Genomic DNA, 24,060 nt, shown 5'->3' with positions numbered 1-24,060 from the left:
AGAAGCGCTATCGCAGCGCGGATTGCCATATGCCCCTACACGCTTAATGTCACCGACCCATGAACCAAGCGATTAACGATCCTTCATCCTCCAGCGAAGCACCCCGCTCGCCAAGTCCCTTGCCCGAAATCACCAAGGTTCCCACGCTGTGGACGTTCGTCGGGCTGATCGGCGGCCTTGGCCTTGGCCTTGCCATGGCGATGCGGGCACCAGGTGCGCTTGCGCCGCTGCTGGCGGTGGCGGAGCCGGTGGGCGACATGTGGTTGCGCGCTTTGAGGGCGACGATCATTCCCCTCGTCGTCTCGCTGCTGTTCATGGGCGTGGTGCAGACCGTGGCGGCGGCGCGTGCCGGAGCCATGGCGCGGCGCGCACTGGGCTGGTTCTACCTCATCCTCGCAGGTGGCTCCGCGATGGCCGCTTTTGTCGTGCCGGCGCTCCTCGTGCTGATCCCCAGCCCGCCGGGCGCGGCTGCAGCGCTGCGATCCAGCATGTCTGCGGCCACGACCCAGAACGCCGGGCCGCTGCCGGGGGCGGGTGATTTCGTCGCCTCGTTCGTGCCGGCCAATGTGTTTGCCTCTGCCGCCAACGACGCGATCCTGCCGCTGCTGCTGTTCACTGCGGCCTTCGCCGTGGCCGCCGCGCGGCTTGGCCTGCGCCAGCGCGACAGCCTGCTGACGTTCTTCGAGGGCGTGGGCGGGGCGACATTGGTCGTGGTGGGCTGGATCCTGTGGACCGCGCCGGTCGGCGTCTTTGCGCTGAGCTTCGCTGTCGCGGCGCATACGGGCGCGGCGGCGATCGGGGCGCTGGCGCACTATGTGCTGATCGTGACGCTGACCGGCACGGTGATGTTCCTCAGCGCCTATCCGATCGCGGTGCTGTTTGGACGCCAGTCGCTGGGGGCCTTCGCCCGCGCGGTCATCCCGGCGCAGGCACTGGCGCTATCGACGCAGTCCTCGCTCGCCTCGCTCCCGGCGATGCTGGGCGCTTGCCGCCAGCTCGGCGTCCGCGACCGCGCTGCCGAGTTTACCCTGCCGCTGGCCGTGGCGCTGTTCCGCGGCACCGGCCCCGCAATGAACTTCGCCGTTGCGATCTACCTCGCGCACTGGCTCGGCATTCCGGTCGATACCTGGCACATGGTGGCGGGCTTCGCGGTTGCCTCCGTGATGAGCTTCGGCGCGGTGAGCCTGCCCGGCGCGATCAGCCTTGTCACCTCGTGCGGACCGATCGCGCTTGCCATGGGCGTGCCGGTGGGGCCGCTCGCGCTGCTGGTGGCGGTGGAAGTGCTGCCCGATCTCATGCGCACGCTGGGCAACGTGACGCTCGACGTTGCGGTTACCACCGTGGTCGATGCGATGCCCGGCCTCGATGACGAGCAGGTCGCTAGCGACTGATCCCCGAAGCAGGCCGGAACAGCGGCTCGCCCAGCAGGAAACCGATCACATTGGGGCGGCCCAGATTGTCGAGCAGCGCCTCGATGATCATGAGGATCGGCACCGAAAGCAGCGCGCCGGGCACGCCCCAGATCCACGAAAAATAGCTGATTGCGACGAGGATCGAGACCGGACTGACCGTGAGGCGGGCGCCGAGGATCGCCGGTGTCACGAAGTTTGCCTCAACCGCGTGGAGGGCGAGGAAGGCCAGCACAGGGACCACGCCCACCGCGACCGAGCTGGCCGTGCCGAGCCCGACGAGTGCCAGTAGCGCCATCATGGCGAGCGGGCCAAGGTAGGGGAGGAAATTGAACACGAAGGCAAGGCCGCCCCACATGATCGGCGCGCTGAGGCCGAAGGCCCATGCTCCGCCCGCGACGATCACGCCGACACCGAGGTTGATCAGCGCGACGGTGAGCAGATAGCCCGCCACGCGGTCCTGCACATCGCGCATCACCCGGGCGATGCGCACCGAAGCATTGGCGCTGTGGCTGCTCTGCGCGAGGCGGCGTTGCACGCGCAGGCGCGTCTCGATCATGAAGAAGGTCATCAGCAGCGTGACGAGGATTTCCAGCACGACGCTGGGGGTGGCAAAGGCGACCTGTTCGATCACCGAAGGGCTGGCGAGCACGACTTCGCGCGGGCTGTGGCCCATGAGCCGGGCAAGCTGGCGGTTGAAATCGTTGATCCAGGCAAGGTTGCCGCGCAGTTCGGCAAAGCGCCGGCTGACGACGGCGAGCATGTCCGGCACCTGATCGACCATCGCGAAGGCCGGCTGGAGGATCAGGCCGAGCGCGGCGACGATCACGCCGGCCATGGTCAGGATTGCCAGAAGCGAAGCGAGCATCCCCGGCAGACCGATCCGGCTCAGCCGATCGGCCAAAGGAGCCAGGACGATGGTGATGACAAGCGCGGTGACCGGCGGCAGGAACACCACCGCACCGATCGACAGCACGAAGGGCAGCGCAAGGAACAGGCCGACCATCAGGAGCAGCACGATCGCCGATTGCAGCCGCGCGCGCGCATCACCCGCCCATTCGTCGGGCAGGCCGTGCACAGCAGTGCCAGCTTCAAGTTCGGGATCGGGCATGTCGGCCATTGCGGGCTGTAATCTGGACCGCGCATGTGGCGGGATCAAGGCCGGAACAGAGGATTGCCAGTTGTTCTGGCGCGCCTGTGCGCCGTCTTATCCCGCCAGTTCCTTGCCGTAGATCACGTATTCCTTGTTGACCTTGCTGTCGATCGCATCGGCGATGGCGACCATTCCTTGATTGTCATCGAGGATCCAGCCGATTTCCCCGCGCGTGGAGCCATAGCGCGTCACCGAATTGCGGCGGATATACTCGATCATCATGAAGGCGAGCTGGCTGGCAAGGCGCGAGGCCTGCAGCTTCTTGCGCACGCCCATCAAGGGCACGCGCATCGTGCGCACGCGCGGATTGCGCAGCCACAGCAGCAGCTTGGCCCAATTGAACGGAAACAGCGAACCGCCCATGGGTTTGAGCACTTCGTTGAGATCGGGCAGCGTCATCATGAAGGCTACCGGCTCGCCGTCGTACTCGGCGACCATGATCAGGTCCTCGCGGACGATCGGTTTGAACTTCTTGCCGGCGTAGGCGATCTCGGTGTCGGTGAAGGGGACGAAGCCCCAGTTGTCCGACCAGGCATCGTTGAGGATGTCGAGGATCAGCTTGGCTTCGGCATCGAACTTGCTCTTGTCCACCCCGCGGATGCGGATGCGCGGGTTCTTCTCGCCCGAGGCGACGATGCGTTGGATGAGCGGGGGAAATTCCTTGCTGATATCGAGCTCGTAGGTGAGCAGCGACTTGGCATGGGTGTAGCCAAGCGCCTCGATATAGGCGGGGTAACGCTTGCTCTGGTGGCCCATCATCACGGTGGGCGATTGCTCGAACCCGCTCACGAGCTGGCCCGGCTCTTCCCAGATCGACATCGAGATCGGGGCCAGCACGCGGTTCATGCCCTTCTCGCGCAGCCAGTCCTCGGCGCGGGTGATCAGCGCGCGGGCCACGCTCTCGTCTTCCGCCTCGAGCAGGCCCCAGTTGCCGGTGCCCGGACCCATGCCCTGCACCGGGTCCATCGCAACAGCGAGATGATCGATATGCGCCGAGATGCGCCCGACGACGCTTCCGCCGCGGCGGGCGAGGAACAGCTGGACATCGGCATGTTCGAAGAACGGGTTCTTGCCCGGCGTCACAAGCTCCACCGCTTCCATGCGCAGTGGCGGGACCCAGGCGGGATCACTGGCGTTGATGCGGTAGGCCACGTCCACAAAGGCAGTGCGGTCGGCCTTGCCGGAAACCGGGGTGATGCTTACTTCGCCTTTGGTGTCTGGGGTACCGGCCACGATATTGCCTTTGTTTGTAGGTATCGGAAAATACGAAGGGCTTGCCTGCGTTGGCCCGGGCCGGATTGTCAAGCCGGACGCAGCGCTGGCAGGGCCCCGGATGAACGCATCGGGTCAATCAGGAATCATCGCATGCTTGCCTCTCCGTCTCTCGATACGCCGCCGATGCTGGAGCCCCAGCCCGCCGGTGCCGCGCCCCGAGAGGCCGCGATCCTCGCCCGCACGCCGGACGACAAGGCGATGCTGCGCGCGGCGGTCGAGCTGACGCGCGATCTGGGCGAAGCGAAGCCGGCGGTGTTCTGGCCCGATATGCTGGCCTCGGCGCTGACGGGTTATGCGGCGCTGGCGGGCGCGATCCTCGCCGGAAACGTGTGGGTCGCCGCCGCTTGCGGGGTGCTTTCGGCGCTGGCGTTCTACCGCGCGCTGCTGTTCATCCACGAGCTTTCGCACATCCATCGCAATGCGCTGCCGGGCTTCCGCTTCGCGTGGAACCTCATCGTCGGCATCCCGATGCTCACGCCCTCGTTCATGTATGAAGGCGTCCACCCGCTGCACCATGCGCGCACCCGCTATGGCACGGCAGAGGATCCGGAATACCTGCCGCTCGCGCTGATGAAGCCGTGGTCGTTGCCGGTGTTCCTGCTCACCGCCATTCTGCTGCCGGTGGCGCTGCTGGTGCGTTCGGCGGTGCTGGTGCCGTTGGGTGTGGTGATCCCGCCGCTGCGGCGGCTGGTCTGGGCGCGCGCCTCGGCGCTCGCGATCAACCCGGCCTTCCGCCGCCGCCCGCCCGAGGGCGACTTTGCGCGGATGGTGTTCTGGCAGGAACTCGGCGCCTCGGCCTGGGCGTGGTTCCTGCTCGGCTGGTCGGCCACGCATGGCTGGCGGCCGCTGCTGATCGGCATTGCGGTGATCGCGCTCGGCGCAGTGCTCAATCAGGCGCGTACGCTGGTCGCACACCTCTGGGAGAACGAGGGCGAGACGATGACGGTGACGGGGCAGTACCTCGATTCGGTCAACGTGCCGCCGCCGGGCTGGGCCACCGCGCTGTGGGCCCCGGTCGGCCTGCGCTATCACGCGCTGCACCACCTGCTGCCGAGCGTGCCCTATCACGCCTTGGGGGAGGCGCATCGCCGCCTGACGGCCGAACTGGGTCTGGCGTCGACCTATACCCGTTCGAGCTACTCCGGGCTGTTCCCGCTGCTCGGGCGGCTGGTGCGCAGCACGATGGCGGCGCGCTAGCTCAGCGCGACATAGGCGCCGACTGCGATCACCAGCGCGGCAAAGCCCTTTTCGACCATGCCGCGATGGCTGGCGAGCGCCGCGGTGCCCTTGATGCCGAGGGCAGCACCGGCGGCACCGCCAATGGCCAGAACGCCCACGAGCGGCCAGTCAACATAGCCTGAGAGCGCGTAGGACGTGGCGGTCGTCGCGCCCAGCGCCGCGACGATGACCAGCGAGGTGCCCGAGGCAAAGCGCATCGGCATCGCGGTCGCTGCAATCAGCCCCGGCACAATCAGGAAGCCGCCGCCGATCCCGAAGAAGCCCGCCAGCAGACCCGTACCGAGCCCGATGGGGAGCAGGCGCGGCAGGAGCTGGCTTGCGCTCGTCATGCTGAGCCGCACGTCGGCGCGTTCCTCGCTGCGGCGCGGGCGGAGCATGGCAAGGCCAACACCGATCATCAGCAGGCCGAACAGCATGAGCAGCCGCTTGCCATCCAGCGCCTTGCCCAGCTCCGCGCCAAGGCCCGCCCCGATGACGCCCGCTGCCGCAAACACCCCGGCGCAGCGCCATTTGACCGTGCCCGCGCGGGCATGTCCGGCCAGCCCGACCAGTGCGTTGAGCGTGACGGCGACAGCACTCGTGCCCACTGCGGCGTGCGCGGACGAAACGCCCACGGCATAGACCAGCAGCGGCGTCATCAGGATCGATCCGCCCGCACCGAGCCCGGCGAGGATCAGGCCGATCGCTGCGCCCGAACCCAATGCGGCAAGGATCATCGCCAGTGGCATGGCATCAGGCCGCCGCGCGCCGGTTCCACGGCATCGCCGCAAGGAGCTTGGCCATACCGCACCAGCCTGTCGTGCCGGCAAACATCAGGCCCGCGCCGACAAAGGCGGAGAGGCCGAGGAAGAGCAGGCTGAACAGGCAGCCCAGCACCACGCCGAGCACGACCAGCGCGCCTGCGGTGATCTGCACCTGCCGCATGATCTCGAGCGGAGCCTTGCGGTTTTTCGCCACCGGCAGTCCGGCCGTGCGCCAGGCGTCGAGCCCACCTTCGAGCAGGTAGGCCGGGCAATCGCTTGCCGCCGCAAGCAGCTCCGCGTTGGCGGCGGTGCGCATGCCGCTGCGGCAGTGATAGACCACGGCCGGCGCATCTCCGACGCGGCCGATCGCGTCGATCGGGCGGTTCTCGGAGCCGGGAATGCGCGCGCGGGCAAACTCGTCCGGCGAGCGGATATCGATCAGGCGCGCGCCGCTGGCCATCAACCGGCGCGTTTCGGTGGGGGTGATCCGGGGCAAGGTCATTGTGTCAGTCCTCAGCGCAATAAAGTTGGTAGAGCGTGGCGAGCAGCGCCTCGACCCGGGCATCGGCAATCCGGTAGCGCAGCACCTGCGCCTCACGCGTGAAGGCCACGAGACCCACTTCGCGGAGACGCGCGAGGTGCTGCGAAAGCGCGGACTGCGAGAGCCCGATGCGCTCGGCAATATCGCCCACCTTCATCTCACCCGCCTCGGCCAGCGAGCAGAGCACCATCAGCCGGTGCGGATTGGCGAGTTCGCGCAGAATGCCAGCGACCATCGTGGCGTTGGCTTCGAACGTCGCTGTATCGAGGGGAGGGTGGATCGTCATGGAGCCTATATATAAGAACTTGCTAATTTAGCAAGAGCTAATATAGAGAGGTCTCGAAAGGACCCTGCCATGGACGCTGCGCCTGCGATTCTCGCCTTCTTCGACGAGCCGACCTTCACCGTGACCTATCTCGTCGCCGATCCCGCCACGGGCACAGCGGCGGTGATCGATCCGGTGCTTGATTTCGATCAGGCCGCCGCGCGGCTCGGTTCGGCTTCGGTCGAGGCCGTGCTGGCAGCTGCCTCGGCGCGGGGCTGGCGGATCGAGATGGTGCTCGAAACCCACGCCCACGCCGATCACCTGAGCGGGGCGAAGCTGATTGCCGCGCGGACCGGCGCCTGGATTGGCATCGGCGCGCATATCACCGAAGTGCAGGCCACCTTTGCGCCGATGTTCGGTGCGGATGATCTGCTGCCCGAAGGCCGCGATTTCGACCGGCTCTTGCATGATGGCGAGACGGTCCCGCTTGGCAATCTGGCCTTCACCGTGATGCACACGCCGGGGCATACCGCCGCCTGCATCAGCTTTCGCATCGATGACGCGGTCTTCGTCGGCGATACGCTGTTCATGCCCGACTATGGCACCGCGCGGTGCGATTTTCCGGGCGGTGATGCTCATGCGCTCTATGCCTCGATCCGCCGCCTGCTGGCGCTGCCGGACGAGACCCGGATGTTCCTCTGCCACGATTACAAGGGGCCTGAGCGCACCGGGTTTGCGTGGGAAACCACGGTTGGCGAGCAGCGGCGGGCCAACGTGCAGGCGCATGACGGTATCGACGAGGCTGCGTTTGTCGCGCTGCGGCAGGCGCGCGATGCAACGCTGGCACCGCCGCGCCTGCTGCTGCCTTCGATCCAGGTCAACATTCGCGCCGGGCGATTGCCGCCCGCCGATGCGCAAGGGGTGCAGGCGCTGCGCTTGCCGCTGCGCGCGGGCGATGCGGCGGCGGCTACTCTTCTGTCCTGATCAGCACGGTTTCGCCGATCAGCAGGAACAGGAAGAACGGCGCCCAGGCGGCAAGGAGCGGCGGATAGCCCCCGAAATTGCCCATAGCGAGCGCGGCGTTATCGACCACGAAGTAGGCGAAGCCCAAGGCCATGCCGATCACCGCGCGCACGAACAGCATGCCCGAGCGCGCGAGCCCGAACGCAGCCACCGCGCCAAGCAGCGGCATCAGCAAAGCCGAAAGCGGGCCCGAGAGCTTGTGCCACCATTTGCCTTCGAGCTCGCTGGTGCGATAGCCGGCACTGCGGATCGCGTCGATCGATTGCGAGAGCTGATCGATCGATTCGCCATCGGCATCGGCCTTGCGGATGACCACCTGCGCCGGGTCGACGCTTTTCGCGAAGACTTGACCCGAAGGATAGGTGTTGCGGCGTGCGCTCTGCACGTCAAAGCCGGTGGGACGGCTCAAATGCCAGCCGGGCCCGGCATAAGTCGCTTCGGGCGAGCGCACGATCTCGGTCACCATTCCGGCCGGATCGCGGCGATACCAGCTCACGTCGGTCATGCGGGTCTGCTTGCCGATGCCGGTGACCGAGCGCGCGAACAGCAGGTTGACCCCATCCTGCAGCCACACGTTGGATTTGACCGCACTGTCACGCGGGATCGGGCCGTAATCGACCGCCTGCCAGGCCTTGAGCGTGGCGGAAGAGCGCACGACCACCCGCTCGTTGAAGCCCAGGGTAACCAAGGATGTCAGCGCCGCGACGAGGAACAGCGGCGCGAGCACCTGATGGGCGGACAGGCCGGCTGCCTTGAGCGCGATGACCTCGCTGTTCTGGTTGAGCGTCATCAGCGTGATGATCGTGGCGAGCAGCACCGAATAGGGCAGGAACCGGCTGATCAGCTGCGGGACGCGCAAGCCGACATACGTCAGCAGTTCGCCCTGCCCGTTGCCGGGCGCAGCCAGGATCCGGCCGCTTTCGCTCAGCAGGTCGAGCATCTGCAGCACCAGCACGAGCATCAGCAGCACGGCGATGATGCGCACCGCGAACAGGCGCCCGATGTAGAGCGTGATTGTGCGCGAAGGGAAAAACTCAAGATGCATCGACAGCTCCCGATGCAAGTGCCCGATCAGGCTTGCGCGCGGCGAACAGCTTTACCACCGAGCTTGAGATCTTGGCAAAGCCGGTTTCGAGCCCACCGATCGGCTGGCCGCCGGGCACATAGGCAAGGCGCCAGTACATCGAGACGATGAGCGCCGCGAAGAGCACGAACGGCCCCCACAGCGCCAGCGTCGGGTCGATCCGGCCGAGGCTGGCCACGTCCTGCCCGTATTCATTCACCTTGTGGTAGGCGACCACCATCACGATCGAGACGAACACGCCCAGTGCCGAGCTCGACCGCTTGGGCGGCACCGCCAGCGAGACCGCCAGCAGCGGCAGCAGGAACATCATTGCCACCTCGACAAGCCGGTAGTTGAGGCTCGCGATGCTCTGGTAGCGCGCGGCCTGGCTTGAATCCTTGCTCCAGCCGATGCGCAGCAGTTCGGGCAGGAAATACTCGCGGTCGCGCTCACCGCGGCTGCGGAACTGTTCGATCTTGGGAAGGTCGATCGGCAGATCATGCGTCGCGAACGTGAGCACGCGCGGAGAGGTGATGCCCGGCCCGTCCTGCACGATCTGGCCTTCGGACAGGCGCAGGATTACCGTGTCCGGGTTTTCCTTGTTGGCGAAGAACTGACCCTCGCGCGCGGAGATCACGAGGACCTGCCCATCCTTGGTGGCAATCCGCGCGAAGATTCCACGCAGGTCGCGTCCCTCGTCGCGGCTGGAATCGACGCGCAGCGCGGTGCGGTCCTGCAGCGTGTTGAACTCGCCCACCTTGATCGAGGCGCCGAGCGCGCCTGAGCGCAGATCGAACTGGAGCTGTTCGTAATAGTAGCGCGAAAGCGGCTGGAGATAGCCCACGATCAGCAGGTTGAGCGCCGCAAGCACCACGGTGAAGAGATAGGGCACCCGCAGCAGCCGCGTGTACGACAGTCCGACCGCGCGCATCACGTCGAGCTCCGAGGAGGTGGCAAGGCGGCGGAACGCCAGCAGAATGCCGAGCATCAGCCCGAGCGGAATCGCAAGGCTCGCGTATTCGGGCAGCAGGTTGGCCAGCATCTTGAACACGACGCTGACCGGCCCGCCTTCCGTCGCCACGAAGTCGAACAGCTTGAGCATCTTGTCGAGCACGAGCAGCGACGCCGCGATCACGAAAACCGCGCACATCGGCACGAAGACGAGCCGGGCGATGTATCGGTCAGTGGCGGTAAGCAAAGGCAAGGGCGGGGCAGCTCGCTGGACCGGGTGAACGGTTCCGGTTAGCCCGGTTCAGAGGCCGGCGGAAGGCGAAAATGCTGGAAGCGCCGAGCAACCTGTCGACCGTGGCGGCCAGTCAGGCGCGAATCACGCCTTCTCGAGCGTGCACTGCAGCGGGTGCTGGTTCTGCCGGGCGAAATCCATCACCTGATTCACCTTGGTTTCAGCGATCTCGTAGGGGAAGATCCCGCAGACGCCGACGCCCTTCTGATGAACATGAAGCATGACCCGCGTCGCCTGTTCGAGGTCCATGTTGAAGAAGCGCTTGAGGCACATCACGACGAATTCCATCGGCGTGTAATCGTCGTTCAGCATCAGCACCTTGAACATGCTGGGCTTCTTGGGCCGCGTGCGCGTCTTGGTGGCGATGCCGATCTGATCATCACCGCCGCCGTTGTCGGAGCCACCGGGGCCCTTGGGTTCGTCATCGGCCGCGCGCAAGGGCATGCACACCGCATATGCGGCAGAGCCTTCGGGGGCGCCGGGATGGGATGTCATGCTCATAGCGTAGGGGGAATATCGCATTGCAGGCCCCCGCGTACAAGAGGCGGGTGAACACTTGGCCTTAAAGTCCAGCATGTGAGCCACATTTTCCGCCAGCAAACGAAAACGGGCCGGAGGGAAATCCCGTCCGGCCCGCTTCGTGGTCATAGCCCGCCTGCGCCGCAGCGCAGGCGTAGCGCACCGATCAGGCGGCGTGCTTGATCTTCTCGACCGCGAGGCTGACGCGGTTCGAGATCGGCTGGAAAGCCTCGCTGGCGAGCTTGAGCATCGCTTCGCTGTTCTTCGAGGTCGCGGCCATCGCGGCATCGAACTGCTTGCGGAGCATCGCGTTCTGCTTCTCGAAGAATTCGGCCGGCGACTTCACGGCGGCGAGCTCCTTCATTTCGGCCTGCATGGTCTCGACCACGGTTTTGGTCTCGGCGGCGTAGCTCTTGCCCATTTCCTGCAGACCCGAAGCGAGGATCTTGGTCGATTCGACGACCGCTTCGACGTTGCCCTTGGTGAAGGTGCCCATGTCGCCCAGCGCGGCCTGGCTCTTTTCGAGCGCGGCCTTTGCCTTGTCGGCGGCTTCCTTCATCGCGGTCTGGATGGTCGCGGTCATTTCGGTGGGGATGGCGTTCATGATGGTAAAGTCCTTCTGCTTGGTAGCCGCGCTCTTCATGGAGACGGCTTCTTTCTTGTTGATCTTGACGAGGTTCGTGCTGATTTTCGCGGCAGGCTTCGGTTCGGGCTTTGCAGCCTTGGCCTTGACCGTCCGGACCGGCTTAACAGCCGGCGCCACCGGCGCTTTGACAGCCTTTGCGGGGGCAGACACGGCGACCTTGCGGGGACGACCGGGCTTGCCCTTGGGCTTGGGAGCCTGCTTGGCAGCGACCACCGGGGCGGCCTCCGCTGCAAGCACTTCCGGCTGTACGAGCGGCTGGGCCGGGGCGATTTCGGCCTCGGCACTCGGCGCGGCAATTGCTGCGCTTGCGATGTCCTTGACGTCGTCTTCCATGACCTGACTGCTCCTGCGCCGCACACGCCCCATCGGCAAAATCCAAGAAGTTGGATCAGCAGCGGTCCGTGTTGCAGTGCACAAAATAGGGAGTCGGCAGGGTCAGGTCAAGTACTTTTGTGCACTGCACCATTGCTGGAAGCGCCCGGAATGGCAGGAGCTTTGCCCGCTGCCGGCAAACCTCAGCGGGTCTTCACATAGCGGCCGGGTGCATCCTCGATCACCGGGTCGCCGCGCCCACCCGGCACGCGCTTGCCCTTGGCGTGTACGGTGGCCGCATCCGACTCGCGGATCCATTCGATCCAATCGGGCCACCAGCTGCCCTTGGTCTCGCGCGCTCCGCCGACAAACTCCGCGAGCGTCGTCGGCGCGCCGTCGTTGCGCCAATACTGGTACTTGCCCGCATCGGGCGGATTGACCACCCCGGCGATATGGCCCGAGCCCGCCAGCAGGAAGCGCCACGGCCCTGAAAGCAGGCGGGTCAGCTTCCACACGCTTTCCGGCGGCGCGATGTGATCTTCGCGCCCAGCCTGGATGTAGCAAGGCGTGGCGATCAGCCTCAGGTCGATCGGCGTGCCGTCAATTTCCAGCGAATCGGGCATGACCAGCCGGTTGTCGCGGTAGAGGTCCTCAAGATAGGCCTTGTGCCACTTGGCCGGCAGGTTGGTCGTGTCCCCGTTCCAGTGCAGCAGGTCGAACGCCGGATAGTCCTCGCCCAGCAGGTAATTGCTGACGACGTAGTTCCAGATGAGGTCGGTGCCGCGCAGCAGATTGAACGTGGCAGCCATGTAGCGGCCGTCGAGGTAGCCATCGGTCGAAAGGCTCTCCAGCAGCTTGATCTGCTTGTCGTCGATGAACGACTTGAGGTCGCCCGCCTTCTCGAAATCGACCTGCGCGGTGAAGAAGGTGGCGGAACGCACCTTGTCCGCCTCGCCCCGCCGCGCCATCAGCGCGAGCGTTGCCGCCAGCGTGGTGCCCGCGACGCAATAGCCGATGGCGTGGACCTGCGGCACGCCAAGCCGTTCGCGCACAACGTCGATCGCCTCGACCTGCGCCATCACGTAGTCGTCCCACACCACGTCTGCCATCGCGGCATCAGCCGATTTCCACGAGACGACGAACACCGTCAGCCCCTGCTCCACCGCCCAGCGGATGAAGCTCTTCTTGGGATTGAGATCGAGGATGTAGAAGCGGTTGATCCACGGCGGGAAGATCAGCAGCGGCACCGCGAGCACGGTTTCGGTCGCCGGGCTGTACTGGATCAGCTGGAAGAGCGGCGTCTCGTAGACCACCTTGCCCGGCGTGACCGCGATGTTGCGGCCCAGTTCGAAAGCCTGCGGATCGGTGTGGGTGAGCTGGCCCTTGCGCACGTCGGCCAGCATGTGCTCGACGCCCTTGACCAGGTTCTCGCCGTGCGTTTCCATCGTGCGCTCGATCACGATGGGATTGGTCATCGGGAAGTTGGCCGGGCTCAGCGCAGCGATCACCAGCTTGGTGAAGAACTGCACCTGGTGCTGGCGTTCGGGCGGCAGTCCCTTCACGTCCGAAGCCATGGCGGTGAGCTTCTCGGCGAGCAGCAGATAGGTCTGGTGGAGCAGTGCGAACCACGGCTGATCCGCCCAGCGCGGATCGGCAAAGCGGCGGTCCTTGCGCGGCAGCGCTGCCGGCTCTTCCTTGCCAGCGGCTGGCCCGATGCCATAGCGGCCCAGCACATTGGTCCACAGTTCCAGCCCGTCTTCCCACAGCTTGGCCTGCGTTTCGGCCTGCGACAGCGGCAGCGCGGCGTACCAGTCAGTGAACAGCGAGGTCCAGCGCCCCGGGTCCGCCATGCGCGCCATCGCCGGCTCGATCTGCCCCGCTTGCTCGGCGCCGAAATCGAGCCACATCTTCTGCAGCTTCGCGGCCGACATCGCCCAGTGCTGCATCGCCGCCGGATCGGACGCCAGATTGGGCAGGGGAGTCGAAGTCGTGGGCAGGAACGGCGCGAACAGCGCCTGCACCGCCTCGCCCTGCTGGCGCATGAGATCCTCGATCACTGCCGTATCGAGCGGGTTTTCCGGCGGCGTGGCGGCGTCGGCCATGTGTGATCCCAATCCCTGTTGCGCTGAGGCAGCCTTATAGCGCCGATTGGGGCGCTTGTGATCCCTTCCGGTTTCCACAGGCCGACGATTGTCGTAAGGGGCCTGATGGCGCGGCGCTTTTGCTGCGTCAAAGGAGTGAGTAAACCCGTCGTGACCGAAGAATTCTACCGCATGAAGCGCCTGCCGCCCTACGTCATCGCCGAAGTGAACGCGATGCGGGCCGCCGCTCGCGCCCGCGGGCAGGACATCATCGATCTCGGCATGGGCAACCCCGATCTCCCGCCGCCGCCGCATGTCATCGAGAAGCTGTGCGAAGTGGCGATGAAGCCCGATGCGCACGGTTATTCCGCGTCGAAGGGCATCCCCGGCGTGCGCAAGGCGCAGGCCAACTACTACGCCCGCCGCTTCAATGTGGAGCTCGATCCCGAGAACGAGGTCGTGATGACCATGGGATCGAAGGAAGGTCTCGCCAGCCTCGCCACCGCGATCACCGCGCCGGGCGATGTCGTGCTCGCCCCCAATCCAAGCTACCCGATCCACACGTTCGGCTTCATCATCGCCGGGGCAACGATCCGCTCGGTGCCGACCACGCCCGATGAACGCTACTGGGAAGCGCTCGACCGCGCGATGCGCTACAGCGTGCCGCGTCCCTCGGTGGTGATCGTCAACTACCCGTCCAACCCGACGGCGGAGACGGTGGATCTTGCGTTCTACGAACGCCTCGTGGCGTGGGCGAAGGAGAACAAGGTGTGGGTCCTCTCCGACCTCGCCTATTCCGAGCTCTATTTCGACGGCAACCCGACGCGCTCGATCCTTGAAGTGCCGGGCGCGAAGGATGTCGCGGTCGAGTTCACCTCGATGTCGAAGACGTTCTCGATGGCCGGTTGGCGCGTGGGCTTCGCAGTGGGCAACAAGCAATTGATCGCTGCGCTGACCCGCGTGAAATCGTATCTCGATTACGGCGCCTTCACTCCGATCCAGGCCGCGACGTGCGCCGCGCTCAACGGGCCGCAGGACATCGTCGAAACCAACCGCCTGCTCTACCAAAAGCGCCGCGATGTGATGGTCGAAGCCTTCGGCCGCGCCGGGTGGGAAATCCCTTCCCCGCGCGCCTCGATGTTCGCGTGGGCGCCGCTGCCGCCAGCGCTGCGCGAGATGGGCAGCCTCGAGTTTTCCAAGCAGCTGCTCACTCACGCCGAAGTCGCGGTCGCGCCCGGCGTGGGCTATGGCGAGGACGGCGAGGGCTATGTCCGCATCGCCATGGTGGAGAACGAGCAGCGCCTGCGCCAGGCCGCGCGCAACATCCGCCGCTACCTTTCCAGCATGGGCGTCAACGCCAGCGCCGCCTGAAGCAATACCGGGAGCACGTCCAAGCCATGAATTTCCATGATCGCGTCAGCGTCACCATCGAAGATCACGTCGCCCATGTCCTGCTCGACCGGGCGGACAAGATGAATGCGCTCGACGATGCCATGTTCGACGCGATCATTGCGGCCGGGAGCCATCTGCACAGCGCCAAGGGCGTGCGCAGCGTGGTCCTCTCGGGCGCGGGGCGCTCGTTCTGCGCGGGGCTCGATCTTTCGAGCATGGGCAACCCCGATCGCTGGGGGAGTGGCGGAAACCTGACCGACCGCACCCATGGCAACGCCAACCGCGCGCAATATGCCGCCATGGTCTGGCGCAACTTGCCGGTCCCGGTGATCGCGGCGGTCCACGGCGTCTGCTTCGGCGGGGGCCTGCAGGTGGCGAGCGGTGCGGATATCCGGATCGTGGCCCCCGATGCGCGTCTGGCGGTGATGGAAGTGAAGTGGGGCCTCGTGCCCGACATGGCCGGCTATGTGCTGTGGCGCGGCAATGTGCGCGACGATGTGCTGCGCGAACTGACCTATACCCACCGCGAGTTCAACGGCACCGAGGCGGCCGCCTTCGGCTTTGCCACCCATGCCGATCCCGATCCACTCGGCCGCGCGATGGCTCTTGCGCGCGAGATCGCGAGCAAAAGCCCCACCGCCGTGCGCGGAGCCAAGCTGCTGACCGGTCGCACCGCATATCTGAACGAGGACGAGATCCTCATGGCGGAAAGCGTGGCGCAGCACGAGGTCATGTATTCGCGCAACCAGATCGAGGCTGTGAAGGCCGGTATGGAAAAGCGCGCGGGCGATTTCGTCGATCCTTGAGGCGAAGGGCGGCTTGCCTCAAAGAATCCCGTTGCGGGCACGGCAACGCTCGGCTAACCGCGCCGTTCCACGCTGATGCGCATCGGGGCCCGATGGCGGAGTGGTTACGTAGCGGACTGCAAATCCGTGCACGCCGGTTCGATTCCGGCTCGGGCCTCCATTTCACCGCATATCCTCCATGGTCCGAGGGCTGAGGCCTAAGGTAGTCGCCGCCTCCGGGTGGTGAGGAGTCTCACATCCACTGCAGGCCCCCCGCTTTTCGACAGAGGGGGATGCCATTGGGAGGGGGCTATGGGGAAAAAGCGCCCCAATTGCGTTCCTTCGACGGGTCGGTTGCAGAACGCAAAAGCGTCCGGTCCCGCCGTCGCTAGTTGAGCCTGGTCCATAGATCCTCGACCATGGGGTGCCGCGCGGGCGCTCTTCCTTGATGCGGGTGTCGATCGGCGAGCCTGACGAAGTTGCACAGCGGCGTCGCCGGTTTCGCCTTCTCGTCGACGACCATCGAGGCTTTGGAGCTTCCGGCAAACTCGGCACTGTCCAATTAGCCAACTTTCAGAAAGTTGAGGAACTTTGCCTTGCGTCCCCAGTTTGGATCATATCCCTCACACTACAACGGAACCTCCCATGACACTTATCATTCTTCTCGTTGTTGGCGGGATCATCGGCTGGATCGCCAGCATGATCATGAAGACCGACGCCCAGCAGGGCATATTTCTGAACATCGTTGTCGGCATAGTCGGCGCAATGTTGGCGGGCTTTGTGGTTACACCGCTCATCGGCGGCGCGTCGATCACCGAAGGCGGGATCAACATTCAGTCGATCATTGTCTCGCTGCTTGGCGCAATCGTGCTTCTGGCGATCGTGAACCTTATCCGCCGAGGTTCAGTACGCTAAACCCATCCGGCGCGCCGTGTCATCTGCGCGCCGCAAGGTTGTAAAGCCGTACGCATTTGAAATTATTCGTAAAGATGCTGGAGTTCCGATCGACGCCGATCGGAACTCCAGCATCTTTGGTTTGCATTGACGTCTGCGGGCATGCCTGGGTGCTGATCCACCCCCTCAGCGACCGCCGAGAAAGGGATATGGGTTGATGGGGCGTCCCTTCCACCAATCCTCGCCAGGGGCCAAAGCCATGATTGCAAAGTGCAGATGAGGCGCAGCGGGATCGGCATCACCGGTCGATCCGACGAATCCAAGCACCTGACCCGGCGTGACGGACATGCCCTCAACCAATCCGGCTGCGTAGCTGTCGAGGTGTGCGTAATAGTAGATTGCCTTGCCTTCGGGCGAGCGGACATAAACGGTGTTGCCGCCATCTTTGGATAAGAACAGCTTCACCAGAGTACCCTCTGCCGCCGCAAACACCGCTGTGCCGAGCGGCGCCATGATATCGATGGCATCATGCCCGCGTGTGCCATTGCTGCGGGTCTGGCCGTAAGTGTCGGTCAATTGATCAGGCGTCACGCCTTGCACCGGCAGCTTCAAGCCCCCACGCGGCGGAACATAAACCGTCTGCGCATCAAGAGTTGGCCTTTGGCCGGGTTGTGGCGGTGAAAGAGGCTGATTGCGGACCTGCGCTGGCTGGGTTTCAGCGGGAGTAAATTCTGCTTTTTCGCCGCGTGGCCAATACATTAACAGGAACACGGCCCAGAACAGCGATGTGACCAGCGCCGACGCGAAGGCAGTTTTGAGCCGTTTGCCGAACCCGTAGCCGGGCGCCGGTCTGGCGACATCCTCCTTCTCCTCAAGCCTCAAACGAAACGGCCGTTCCGACATGGACCATTAGCGCCAGTCGCGCAGCGTCCCAGTTGGTCAGCCGCACGCAGCCGTGGCTTTCGGCGCGGCCAATCGTCTCAGGGTGCGGAGTGCCGTGAATGCCGTAGTGCGGGATGTTGAGATCGATCCATACCACGCCAACCGGACCGTTCGGCCCCGCCGGCAGCAACGCCTTCTTGTCGCCAGATTTGGCATCCCAGAACAGCGAAGGATTGTAATGAAACGTGGGGTTGTGGGACACGCCCTGGATTTTCCATTGCCCCAGAGGCAGCGGATCATGTGTCGATCCCATTGTCGCGGTATAGACCGCAACCAGTTTGCCATCATCATCGAACGCCGAGAGCGTGCCCTTGGACTTGCTCACGACCACCTTGGCAACCTTCGGCTGCGCAGTGCCAACGCCAAGTCCGACCAGAGTTTGCGCCCAAGTCGTGTCTTTGACGACGCCCAGATCGACCACGTCCGCGCCGACATTGGGCACGCGAAGCTGCTGGCCGGCGCGGAAAATTGAACTGGGCGTCTGCTGCCCTGCCACATTGCTTCCTGCCGCCGATGACGCAGGTGCGACGATCCCAGCAGGCACGCCGTTGGGATTCAGCAGTTTGAGCGTGTCGATCGTCGTATGGAATCGCTCGGCCAGTTTTTCATCAAGCGTCTCATAATCCAGAGAGGCCATCTTCGCCTGATCTTTGGGCGATTTTGGAAGCTTTTGAAATGGCCCTGCCGCGAAATCGGCAGGAATCCTGACGATGCGAGTTGCGGGGATGTTGGTAAATTTGCCCAGCGCCGCCAAAGTCGATTGGTCGAATGAACCTGTCGGGGCCAATCGGCTGGCCTGTTGAAAGCCTGAAACAGCATTTCTTGTCGACAGGCCGATCTTGCCGTCGACCACGCCGGGGGAGAAGCCAAGCCGCTCAAGAATGACCTGCGCGTGCATGATCGGGCGCGATTCGGAATCGGGGTGAGGCTGCTCGGCCTTGGCTCCTTGTGCCGGATCGCGAGATCCGAGCGGGTCCAGTCCTGCGTCATCCCTGGCGCTTCGTGCATCGGCCTGGGATGGCACGCCTGTTGCCTCCCCCCTCTGATCGCCGCCGGTCCAGAAATTGCAAGCGCTCAAGGCCAGCAGCGGCAAACTTAAAACAACGAACCGCAAGGGAATATTTCCTTGTCATTGGCCGCGCCTTTGCGACCGTGGACTTCAAGATCAAACGCGCAAGTGCGGTATTTGCTCCACAACACTGTCAGGCGGAGGCGATATCACCCGCAGTTGCCGCGCACTAAGTGCGCACCGTCCCGCCCGTTTCCGAGCCAGGGTCCGGCGATCAGGATCGCGCCCGTCCTCACGCAATCGTGTAATGTATGGGCTTGAAGCTGCCGCCGTTTGAGGCGTAGGCCGAACAGGCAGTCAGGCCGATGATGCAGTCGATCGCGGCGCGCAGGCGGATGGAATCGCCCGGCTTGCTGGTGGGCGGTAGAACCCGGAGGCGACCGGTGGCGGCGTCGACTGGCACATTCATGAACAGGTTGAATGCTACCGGTAGGGCGTCCGCTCCTATCCCATAAGGTTCAAGCGCCCCGGCAAGATTGCCAAAACACCCAGGGTGGACAGGTTTGTCTTTGTAGAAGTGGCGGAAAGTGGCTTCGCTGCAAGGTGTCAGCAGGAAATCATGTCGGCCGACCGAATCCGCGATGATCTCCAGCATCACGTTCGACCGGTTTGACCAGAGCTTGTTGCCTGCGGTCAAATGGATGGTTTCCTCATAATCGAAGGTCCGCCCGTTTGAGAGTACCTCGCGCACATCAGCCGCGGCAAACGCGACGCAATCTGCGACCTGGGAGCCGAGCGGATCGATGACGGTGAGAACCTCCCCCTGCCGCAGCAGGAATGCGGTGCCGCTGCGCGGTGCGATGACGTGCAAGGTATTCATGGCCGAGGGTCCCTGAACGGGCAAACCCAATCATCGCCGACCTCACGCCCACTGTATTGGCGCGCGGCGCTGCGTTCGCCGTGCCCCGCGAGCATCGGATTGGGCGATCCTGCAAGATCGATATCGCGCTTGATAATCTGCGCACGCATGCGGTCAAAAATCTGCCGTTCACGCAACTCCTCGAATTGCGCATGGAGATTGAAGATCACGGTGGGGTAAGCAAACCGGCGGGCAGGACGCGCTGCGGCGGCATGCAATCCCACTATGAAAAAGGCTTTGCCGCCCAAGCTTATGGCAAATTCGGGATTTGCCGGATCGGCGCTGACCAATGGGTCACAGGGTTCGCCGTATCTGGCATCCAGATCGGCCAGCGCTTGCAGCCGCGCCCACATCGCGTGCTCGAACGCGGCTTCATCAATCTCTCGCGATTCTGGAAAGATCACTGCCAGACTGTATAACCCCTGCCGCTGCGTGCCGTGCCTGTCCGCCCACGCTTCTAGTGCGCAGACGATCGCAGCGTCATCGGAGGCGCTGTTGATGTCGCTTGCGACGAGCGTGACGAGGCCGCCTGTCGCGGCTGCGGATTTCGCACCGACACAAGGAAATGTCCGGTCGGCAATGAACGCTCGCAACTCGGCGTCCAGCTCGGCCGGCGATGCTTCTTTCAGGCTGTTTTGCATGCCTAGGTAATGCCAGCGCGGGGCAGAGGTTCCACTGGCGCGTCTTGAATGCCGGTCCGTCGGCCACCGGAGTTTGCGACAAAACATCGTGGTCGACCAGCACGGGCCCAGTTCCCTGACCACAGCGCGGGGGCGGGGGGCGGCGGCTAAATGGGAAGGGGTTCCATGTGAAGGGCATCGGGAAAATTTGCTGGCGGCAATCGGTTTGATGCAACCTTTCTCCTCAAGCTGTCGTTCATGCTCCATGGCGGTAATGACGAGTTGCGGCTTGGCAGTGGATCACATGATGCATTTCGCGAAGATCTGCATTTTTCAGGAGTTTTTGATGGCGACGACCAGAATGACGTCTGATTTGCGTGGTTTCGCTGCGAAAATCCTCATCGCTTTTGCTTTGGGCGGGGCTGGGGCGTCGGCGCATGCCGAACCGGACCTCGGCAAGAAGGCGTGCGCGCACGAAGCGAGGCAGTTGTGTCCGGCAGAAATGAACTCGCTCAGCCGGAAGCGGGTGGAGGCTTGCATGATCGCGAAGATCGAGCAAACCTCACCCATCTGTCATGCGGCCATGTTGCGCATAAAGGCCGAACGCGAGATTGCCACAAGGCGCTGAGGGCCTAAGCGGCTGCCCCGTAAAGGGCCTGTGACTCACTGCGAATTCTCACAATCAGCATCGCCGCATTCAGGAATGAAAAGGCGATCGCGACCAAAGTGAGCCCGAAAACGAGAGGCAGGATCGCGATTTCGCCGATCACCACGCAGTAGTTTGGGTGCCGCAGAAACCGGAAGGGACCGTTGGTCACCAGCGGGAGACCCGGAAGCACGATGATCCGTGTGGTCCAGCGCGCGCCAAGCGTCGCCAGAACCCAAACCCGCAACGCCTGCAGCACCACGAAGATACCCAGCAGCACGAGGTTTACCGGCCTTCCGCCCACCGACAGCCACAAGACGATCAGCCATGACGCATGGAGCAAGACCATCACCGGATAGTGCTCGCGTCCGATTTCGATGGCCCCCTGCGAGCGCAGCCTGCGCGTGTTGCGCTCGGCGATCACCAGTTCGGCAAGCCGTTGCAGGGTCACAAGGGCCATGATGGCATAAGGCAGGCTCATGCGGCGCGCTTCAATGTCAACGTACTGGCGGTAAACCCCGGCCCGAGCGCGGTGAGCACTGAAAGCGGCGGAAGGCCTGCGTCGCGCGCGCGATCGAGCACAAAGAGCGCGGTCGGCGCAGACATGTTGCCATGCAGCCGCAGGACCTCGCGTTCGTGATCCAGCGAACCCTGGCCGAGCCCCAAGGCGGTTTCCATGGCATCGACCACCTTGGCCCCGCCTGGATGAACGATGAATCGATCGACATCGCCGATCTGGAGACCCTGCGGCTCCAGCAATTGCTTCATCGCCTCATGCATATGGCGCCGCGTAAACGCCGGGATGGCTTGATTGAGCACGACGCCCATGCCCCTGGACTCCATCTCCCAGCCCATGATGTCGAGCGTGTCGGGCCAGGTTTTCTCGGCGTTCCCGCAAAGCTGCACAAACCCTTCATCGCCGGATGTGACGACACAGGCGGCACCACCGTCGCCGAACAGCGCCGTGGCGATGATATCGGCCTTGCCGACATTGTCGGTGCGCAAGGCGAGGCTGCACAGTTCCACGGCCACGAACAATATGGTCGAACCCGGCGCGGCGCGGGCCAGTTTGGCCGCCAGACCAAGCCCCGTAACGCCGCCGGCGCAGCCCAGCCCGAAGACGGGGACGCGAGCGACATCGCTGCGAAAGCCCATCCGGGCCATTGCGCGCACTTCAAGGCTCGGCGTCGCGATGCCGGTTGATGAGACGGTGACGATCGTGTCAATCGCTTCGGCACCAAGCCCGGCTTCGGCGAGCGCGGCCTCTGCTGCCATGACGAACAGATCGAGTGCGACCTCGAGGTACACTGCGGTCCGCTCGGTAAAGTCGCGCGGGGTGAGATACCATTCGACCGGCCTTGCAAGCTGGCGCTGTGCGATGCCCGCGTTGGCAAAAACCGATGTCATGCGTTCGAAGTCGCGAAAACTTCCTCCAAGCAGTGTGCGTGCCGTTTCGATGGCAACGTCTTGCGTCAGGATATGTGCAGGGGTGGCCGTCGCAAGTGCAAGAAGCGTTACCGGTCGAGTCATGTCCGTCCTGTCTGACCGGATCACCGGTATTATTGATCGCAGTAGGAACGAACCTCCGCCACGTTAGTTCCTTGGCGGATCACAAACATAAAATGCCCTTGATAAACCAAGGTTGCCGCATGGACTATTTCCAGATGAACAATGATGACATGCCTTACGCTTCCGTGAAGACATGGATCGGCTTTCTGATCATGTCCCTTGGAATGTTCATGGCAATTCTGGACATCCAGATTGTCGCGGCCTCGCTCCCGGCTATCCGCAATGCGCTGGGGATTGCCCCGGATCAGATGGTCTGGGTGCAGACCGCATACCTCACGGCAGAAATCGTAGCCATTCCCCTGACAGGGTATTTCACCGGACTGCTGGGCATGCGCCGGCTGTTTGTGGCTGCTGTCTGTCTGTTCACAGCAGCGTCGGTGGGCTGCGCGCAGAGCCAGAGTTTCGAGACCTTGATTGCCTGGCGCATCGTACAGGGGTTTGCAGGCGGTACGTTGATACCGGCCGTGTTTTCAGCCGTGTTCCTGCTTTTTCCACCCCGGTCGCAGGCCTTGGCGACGACCATTGCCGGGGTTGCCGCCGTACTTGCGCCCACCGTCGGTCCGATCGTCGGCGGGTGGATCACCGAAAGCTGGTCTTGGCACTGGTTGTTCCGCATCAACATCGCGCCCGGTATCCTTGCGGCCATCGGTGCGACGATAACACTGCGCGGCGGGATCGCCGACCAGCGGACGCCCCGCGCCTTCGATATGCTGGCGCTTGCCGCGCTGGCAGTCTCGCTGACGGCGTTCGAAATCGGGCTCAAGGACGCGCCAGCGCTCGGCTGGACTGCCCCACGCGTGCTGGGATTTCTGACTGTTAGCCTGATCGGGGCGGCCATCTTTGTCGGCAAGACATTGCGCTCCGCCTGGCCGCTGGTTGAGCTTAAATGCTTTCAGGACCGCAACTTCGCGATCGGCTGTGCGCTCAGTTTTGCACTTGGCATTGGCCTGTTCGGTTCGACTTATCTCATGCCGTTTTTTCTGGGGCTGGTGCGCGAGCACGGCGCATTGCGGATCGGCGAGATCATGCTGGCAACGGGCATGGCCCAGCTTTTGGCCGCGCCGGTCGCCGTGATGCTCGAACGCCGGGTCGATGCGCGCTGGCTGAGCTTCGCCGGGTTTGCGCTCTTTGCAGCAGGCTTGCTGCTCAGCAGCCGCCAGACCCTTTCCACAGATGCCGCTGAGATGATGGTGCCGCAGATCATGCGTGGCGCGGCGATCATGTTCTGCCTGCTTCCGCCGACCCGGCTCGCGCTGGGCCAACTCTCCGAACGGTTGGTTGCAGACGGCAGCGGACTGTTCAATCTGATGCGGAACCTAGGCGGCGCTGTCGGACTGGCGCTCATCGACACTGTCATATTCAGCCGCAGCGCCGCAAATGCTGACGCCATCGTGGCCAAATTGCAATCTGGCGATGTCGGCACCGCAGTTGCGATCGGCATTCCCCGCAATGCGTTTCTCGAGCAGATCGGCCAACCACCAGACGAATTTGCGCAGGAAATGGTGCGTCCTCTGGTCGAGAAAGCGGCGCTTGTCGGCGCGGTTAACGACGCGTGGTTGATGATCGGGATCCTAACCGCACTCGCGGTATTGCTTGTGCTGTTCGTGCGCAAACCGCCAACGCCAGTTGGGATTTAAGGCTACTCAGGGAGCGTCCGCAAGGCGTCGATAAGGCGCAAAAGCCGGCAGGGTTGCAGGATCAGCGCAGCGATTTCCAAGGGGAGCCCCTGGCCCTGGCTGATGCGGGTTGCATAGCTGACCGGCAATCCCGGC

24 protein-coding genes and 1 tRNA gene are annotated in these 24,060 nt (G+C 64.1%); 9 read left to right on the top strand and 16 right to left on the bottom strand.

The window, feature by feature from the left end; all coding sequences use genetic code 11:
* The first annotated feature begins 59 nt into the window (after positions 1 to 59).
* Positions 60 to 1,391: a dicarboxylate/amino acid:cation symporter gene (locus tag ACODS2_RS08975; protein WP_488998499.1), complete on the top strand. Its 1,332-nt coding sequence runs from the start codon at positions 60 to 62 to the stop codon at positions 1,389 to 1,391.
* On the opposite strand, the gene ACODS2_RS08970 is transcribed toward ACODS2_RS08975, so the two are convergent.
* Positions 1,381 to 2,529: an AI-2E family transporter gene (locus ACODS2_RS08970; RefSeq protein ID WP_488998498.1), complete on the bottom strand. Its 1,149-nt coding sequence runs from the start codon at positions 2,527 to 2,529 to the stop codon at positions 1,381 to 1,383. The genes ACODS2_RS08975 and ACODS2_RS08970 overlap by 11 nt on opposite strands.
* An 87-nt stretch (positions 2,530 to 2,616) precedes the next feature.
* Positions 2,617 to 3,795, bottom strand: coding sequence for a GNAT family protein (locus ACODS2_RS08965; RefSeq protein ID WP_488998497.1), 1,179 nt, complete (start codon positions 3,793 to 3,795; stop codon positions 2,617 to 2,619).
* A 165-nt stretch (positions 3,796 to 3,960) separates the two neighbouring features.
* On the opposite strand from ACODS2_RS08965, the gene ACODS2_RS08960 reads away from it, so the two are divergent.
* Positions 3,961 to 5,034, top strand: a complete 1,074-nt coding sequence (locus ACODS2_RS08960; RefSeq protein WP_488998610.1) for a fatty acid desaturase family protein — start codon at positions 3,961 to 3,963, stop codon at positions 5,032 to 5,034.
* Here the strand turns inward: ACODS2_RS08960 and ACODS2_RS08955 are convergent.
* Genes ACODS2_RS08955 through ACODS2_RS08945 form a run of 3 tightly spaced genes read right to left on the bottom strand, consistent with a single transcriptional unit; the run spans position 5,031 to position 6,646 of the window.
* Positions 5,031 to 5,804: a sulfite exporter TauE/SafE family protein gene (locus ACODS2_RS08955; protein WP_488998496.1), complete on the bottom strand. Its 774-nt coding sequence runs from the start codon at positions 5,802 to 5,804 to the stop codon at positions 5,031 to 5,033. The genes ACODS2_RS08960 and ACODS2_RS08955 overlap by 4 nt on opposite strands.
* A 4-nt stretch (positions 5,805 to 5,808) precedes the next feature.
* Positions 5,809 to 6,321 (bottom strand): rhodanese family protein, encoded by a 513-nt coding sequence (locus ACODS2_RS08950; protein ID WP_488998495.1) that lies wholly within the window; start codon positions 6,319 to 6,321, stop codon positions 5,809 to 5,811.
* A gap of 4 nt (positions 6,322 to 6,325) precedes the next feature.
* Complete coding sequence (locus tag ACODS2_RS08945; protein WP_488998494.1) at positions 6,326 to 6,646, bottom strand: ArsR/SmtB family transcription factor; 321 nt, start codon at positions 6,644 to 6,646, stop codon at positions 6,326 to 6,328.
* 69 nt (positions 6,647 to 6,715) lie between these two features.
* Between ACODS2_RS08945 and ACODS2_RS08940 the strand changes: the two genes are divergently transcribed.
* Entirely contained in the window at positions 6,716 to 7,609 is an 894-nt protein-coding gene (locus tag ACODS2_RS08940) for an MBL fold metallo-hydrolase (protein ID WP_488998493.1), read from the top strand.
* Here the strand turns inward: ACODS2_RS08940 and lptG are convergent.
* The 5 genes from lptG to ACODS2_RS08915 all read right to left on the bottom strand — a co-directional run bounded on the left by lptG (position 7,593) and on the right by ACODS2_RS08915 (position 13,533).
* Positions 7,593 to 8,693: an LPS export ABC transporter permease LptG gene (gene lptG, locus ACODS2_RS08935; protein WP_488998492.1), complete on the bottom strand. Its 1,101-nt coding sequence runs from the start codon at positions 8,691 to 8,693 to the stop codon at positions 7,593 to 7,595. The two genes, ACODS2_RS08940 and lptG, sit on opposite strands and share 17 nt — an antisense overlap.
* Positions 8,683 to 9,915 carry an LPS export ABC transporter permease LptF gene (gene lptF, locus ACODS2_RS08930; protein ID WP_488998491.1) on the bottom strand — a complete coding sequence of 411 codons (1,233 nt, stop codon included), beginning with the start codon at positions 9,913 to 9,915 and terminating at the stop codon, positions 8,683 to 8,685. The genes lptG and lptF overlap by 11 nt, the downstream gene beginning before the upstream one ends.
* A gap of 123 nt (positions 9,916 to 10,038) precedes the next feature.
* Positions 10,039 to 10,398 carry an ATP-dependent Clp protease adapter ClpS gene (clpS, locus tag ACODS2_RS08925; RefSeq protein ID WP_298166075.1) on the bottom strand — a complete coding sequence of 120 codons (360 nt, stop codon included), beginning with the start codon at positions 10,396 to 10,398 and terminating at the stop codon, positions 10,039 to 10,041.
* A 241-nt stretch (positions 10,399 to 10,639) separates the two neighbouring features.
* Positions 10,640 to 11,452 carry a phasin family protein gene (locus ACODS2_RS08920; protein ID WP_488998490.1) on the bottom strand — a complete coding sequence of 271 codons (813 nt, stop codon included), beginning with the start codon at positions 11,450 to 11,452 and terminating at the stop codon, positions 10,640 to 10,642.
* A gap of 182 nt (positions 11,453 to 11,634) precedes the next feature.
* Entirely contained in the window at positions 11,635 to 13,533 is a 1,899-nt protein-coding gene (locus ACODS2_RS08915) for a PHA/PHB synthase family protein (protein ID WP_488998489.1), read from the bottom strand.
* Positions 13,534 to 13,683: 150 nt separating this feature from the next.
* Here ACODS2_RS08915 and ACODS2_RS08910 point away from each other — a divergent pair, with 150 nt between their 5' ends.
* The 4 genes from ACODS2_RS08910 (at position 13,684) to ACODS2_RS08895 (ending at position 16,604) form a co-directional block, all read left to right on the top strand.
* Positions 13,684 to 14,883 (top strand): LL-diaminopimelate aminotransferase, encoded by a 1,200-nt coding sequence (locus ACODS2_RS08910; RefSeq protein WP_298166014.1) that lies wholly within the window; start codon positions 13,684 to 13,686, stop codon positions 14,881 to 14,883.
* A gap of 26 nt (positions 14,884 to 14,909) precedes the next feature.
* Positions 14,910 to 15,710 carry a crotonase/enoyl-CoA hydratase family protein gene (locus tag ACODS2_RS08905; protein ID WP_488998488.1) on the top strand — a complete coding sequence of 267 codons (801 nt, stop codon included), beginning with the start codon at positions 14,910 to 14,912 and terminating at the stop codon, positions 15,708 to 15,710.
* A gap of 86 nt (positions 15,711 to 15,796) precedes the next feature.
* Positions 15,797 to 15,870: transfer RNA gene (locus ACODS2_RS08900), tRNA-Cys, on the top strand.
* Positions 15,871 to 16,334: 464 nt separating this feature from the next.
* The gene (locus ACODS2_RS08895) at positions 16,335 to 16,604 is read left to right on the top strand and encodes a GlsB/YeaQ/YmgE family stress response membrane protein (RefSeq protein ID WP_488998487.1); all 270 of its coding nucleotides are present in this window, start codon (positions 16,335 to 16,337) and stop codon (positions 16,602 to 16,604) included.
* Between the two features lie 165 nt (positions 16,605 to 16,769).
* Here ACODS2_RS08895 and ACODS2_RS08890 read toward each other — a convergent pair whose 3' ends face one another.
* The 4 genes from ACODS2_RS08890 to gntA all read right to left on the bottom strand — a co-directional run bounded on the left by ACODS2_RS08890 (position 16,770) and on the right by gntA (position 20,094).
* Positions 16,770 to 17,486, bottom strand: a complete 717-nt coding sequence (locus ACODS2_RS08890; protein ID WP_488998486.1) for a M23 family metallopeptidase — start codon at positions 17,484 to 17,486, stop codon at positions 16,770 to 16,772.
* Complete coding sequence (locus ACODS2_RS08885; RefSeq protein ID WP_488998485.1) at positions 17,455 to 18,639, bottom strand: L,D-transpeptidase family protein; 1,185 nt, start codon at positions 18,637 to 18,639, stop codon at positions 17,455 to 17,457. Before ACODS2_RS08885 ends, ACODS2_RS08890 begins: the two co-directional genes overlap by 32 nt.
* 187 nt (positions 18,640 to 18,826) lie before the next feature.
* On the bottom strand, positions 18,827 to 19,414 hold the full coding sequence (locus tag ACODS2_RS08880) for a DUF1989 domain-containing protein (RefSeq protein ID WP_488998484.1): 588 nt from the start codon (positions 19,412 to 19,414) through the stop codon (positions 18,827 to 18,829).
* Complete coding sequence (gene gntA / locus ACODS2_RS08875; RefSeq protein WP_488998483.1) at positions 19,411 to 20,094, bottom strand: guanitoxin biosynthesis heme-dependent pre-guanitoxin N-hydroxylase GntA; 684 nt, start codon at positions 20,092 to 20,094, stop codon at positions 19,411 to 19,413. Before gntA ends, ACODS2_RS08880 begins: the two co-directional genes overlap by 4 nt.
* A 244-nt stretch (positions 20,095 to 20,338) precedes the next feature.
* On the opposite strand from gntA, the gene ACODS2_RS08870 reads away from it, so the two are divergent.
* Positions 20,339 to 20,701, top strand: coding sequence for a hypothetical protein (locus ACODS2_RS08870; RefSeq protein WP_488998482.1), 363 nt, complete (start codon positions 20,339 to 20,341; stop codon positions 20,699 to 20,701).
* Between the two features lie 4 nt (positions 20,702 to 20,705).
* Here the strand turns inward: ACODS2_RS08870 and ACODS2_RS08865 are convergent, their stop codons facing one another.
* Together ACODS2_RS08865 and ACODS2_RS08860 are read right to left on the bottom strand one after the other, a co-directional pair.
* The gene (locus ACODS2_RS08865) at positions 20,706 to 21,200 is read right to left on the bottom strand and encodes an isoprenylcysteine carboxyl methyltransferase family protein (RefSeq protein ID WP_488998481.1); all 495 of its coding nucleotides are present in this window, start codon (positions 21,198 to 21,200) and stop codon (positions 20,706 to 20,708) included.
* Positions 21,197 to 22,126, bottom strand: coding sequence for a type III polyketide synthase (locus ACODS2_RS08860; RefSeq protein ID WP_488998480.1), 930 nt, complete (start codon positions 22,124 to 22,126; stop codon positions 21,197 to 21,199). The genes ACODS2_RS08865 and ACODS2_RS08860 overlap by 4 nt, the downstream gene beginning before the upstream one ends.
* A 242-nt stretch (positions 22,127 to 22,368) precedes the next feature.
* On the opposite strand from ACODS2_RS08860, the gene ACODS2_RS08855 reads away from it, so the two are divergent.
* Positions 22,369 to 23,925 (top strand): DHA2 family efflux MFS transporter permease subunit, encoded by a 1,557-nt coding sequence (locus tag ACODS2_RS08855; RefSeq protein ID WP_488998479.1) that lies wholly within the window; start codon positions 22,369 to 22,371, stop codon positions 23,923 to 23,925.
* The last annotated feature ends 135 nt before the right edge of the window (positions 23,926 to 24,060 follow it).

It is taken from the genome of Novosphingobium sp. FG137 (genome assembly GCF_057809735.1).
This window is presented reverse-complemented; position numbering and strand designations above follow the sequence as displayed.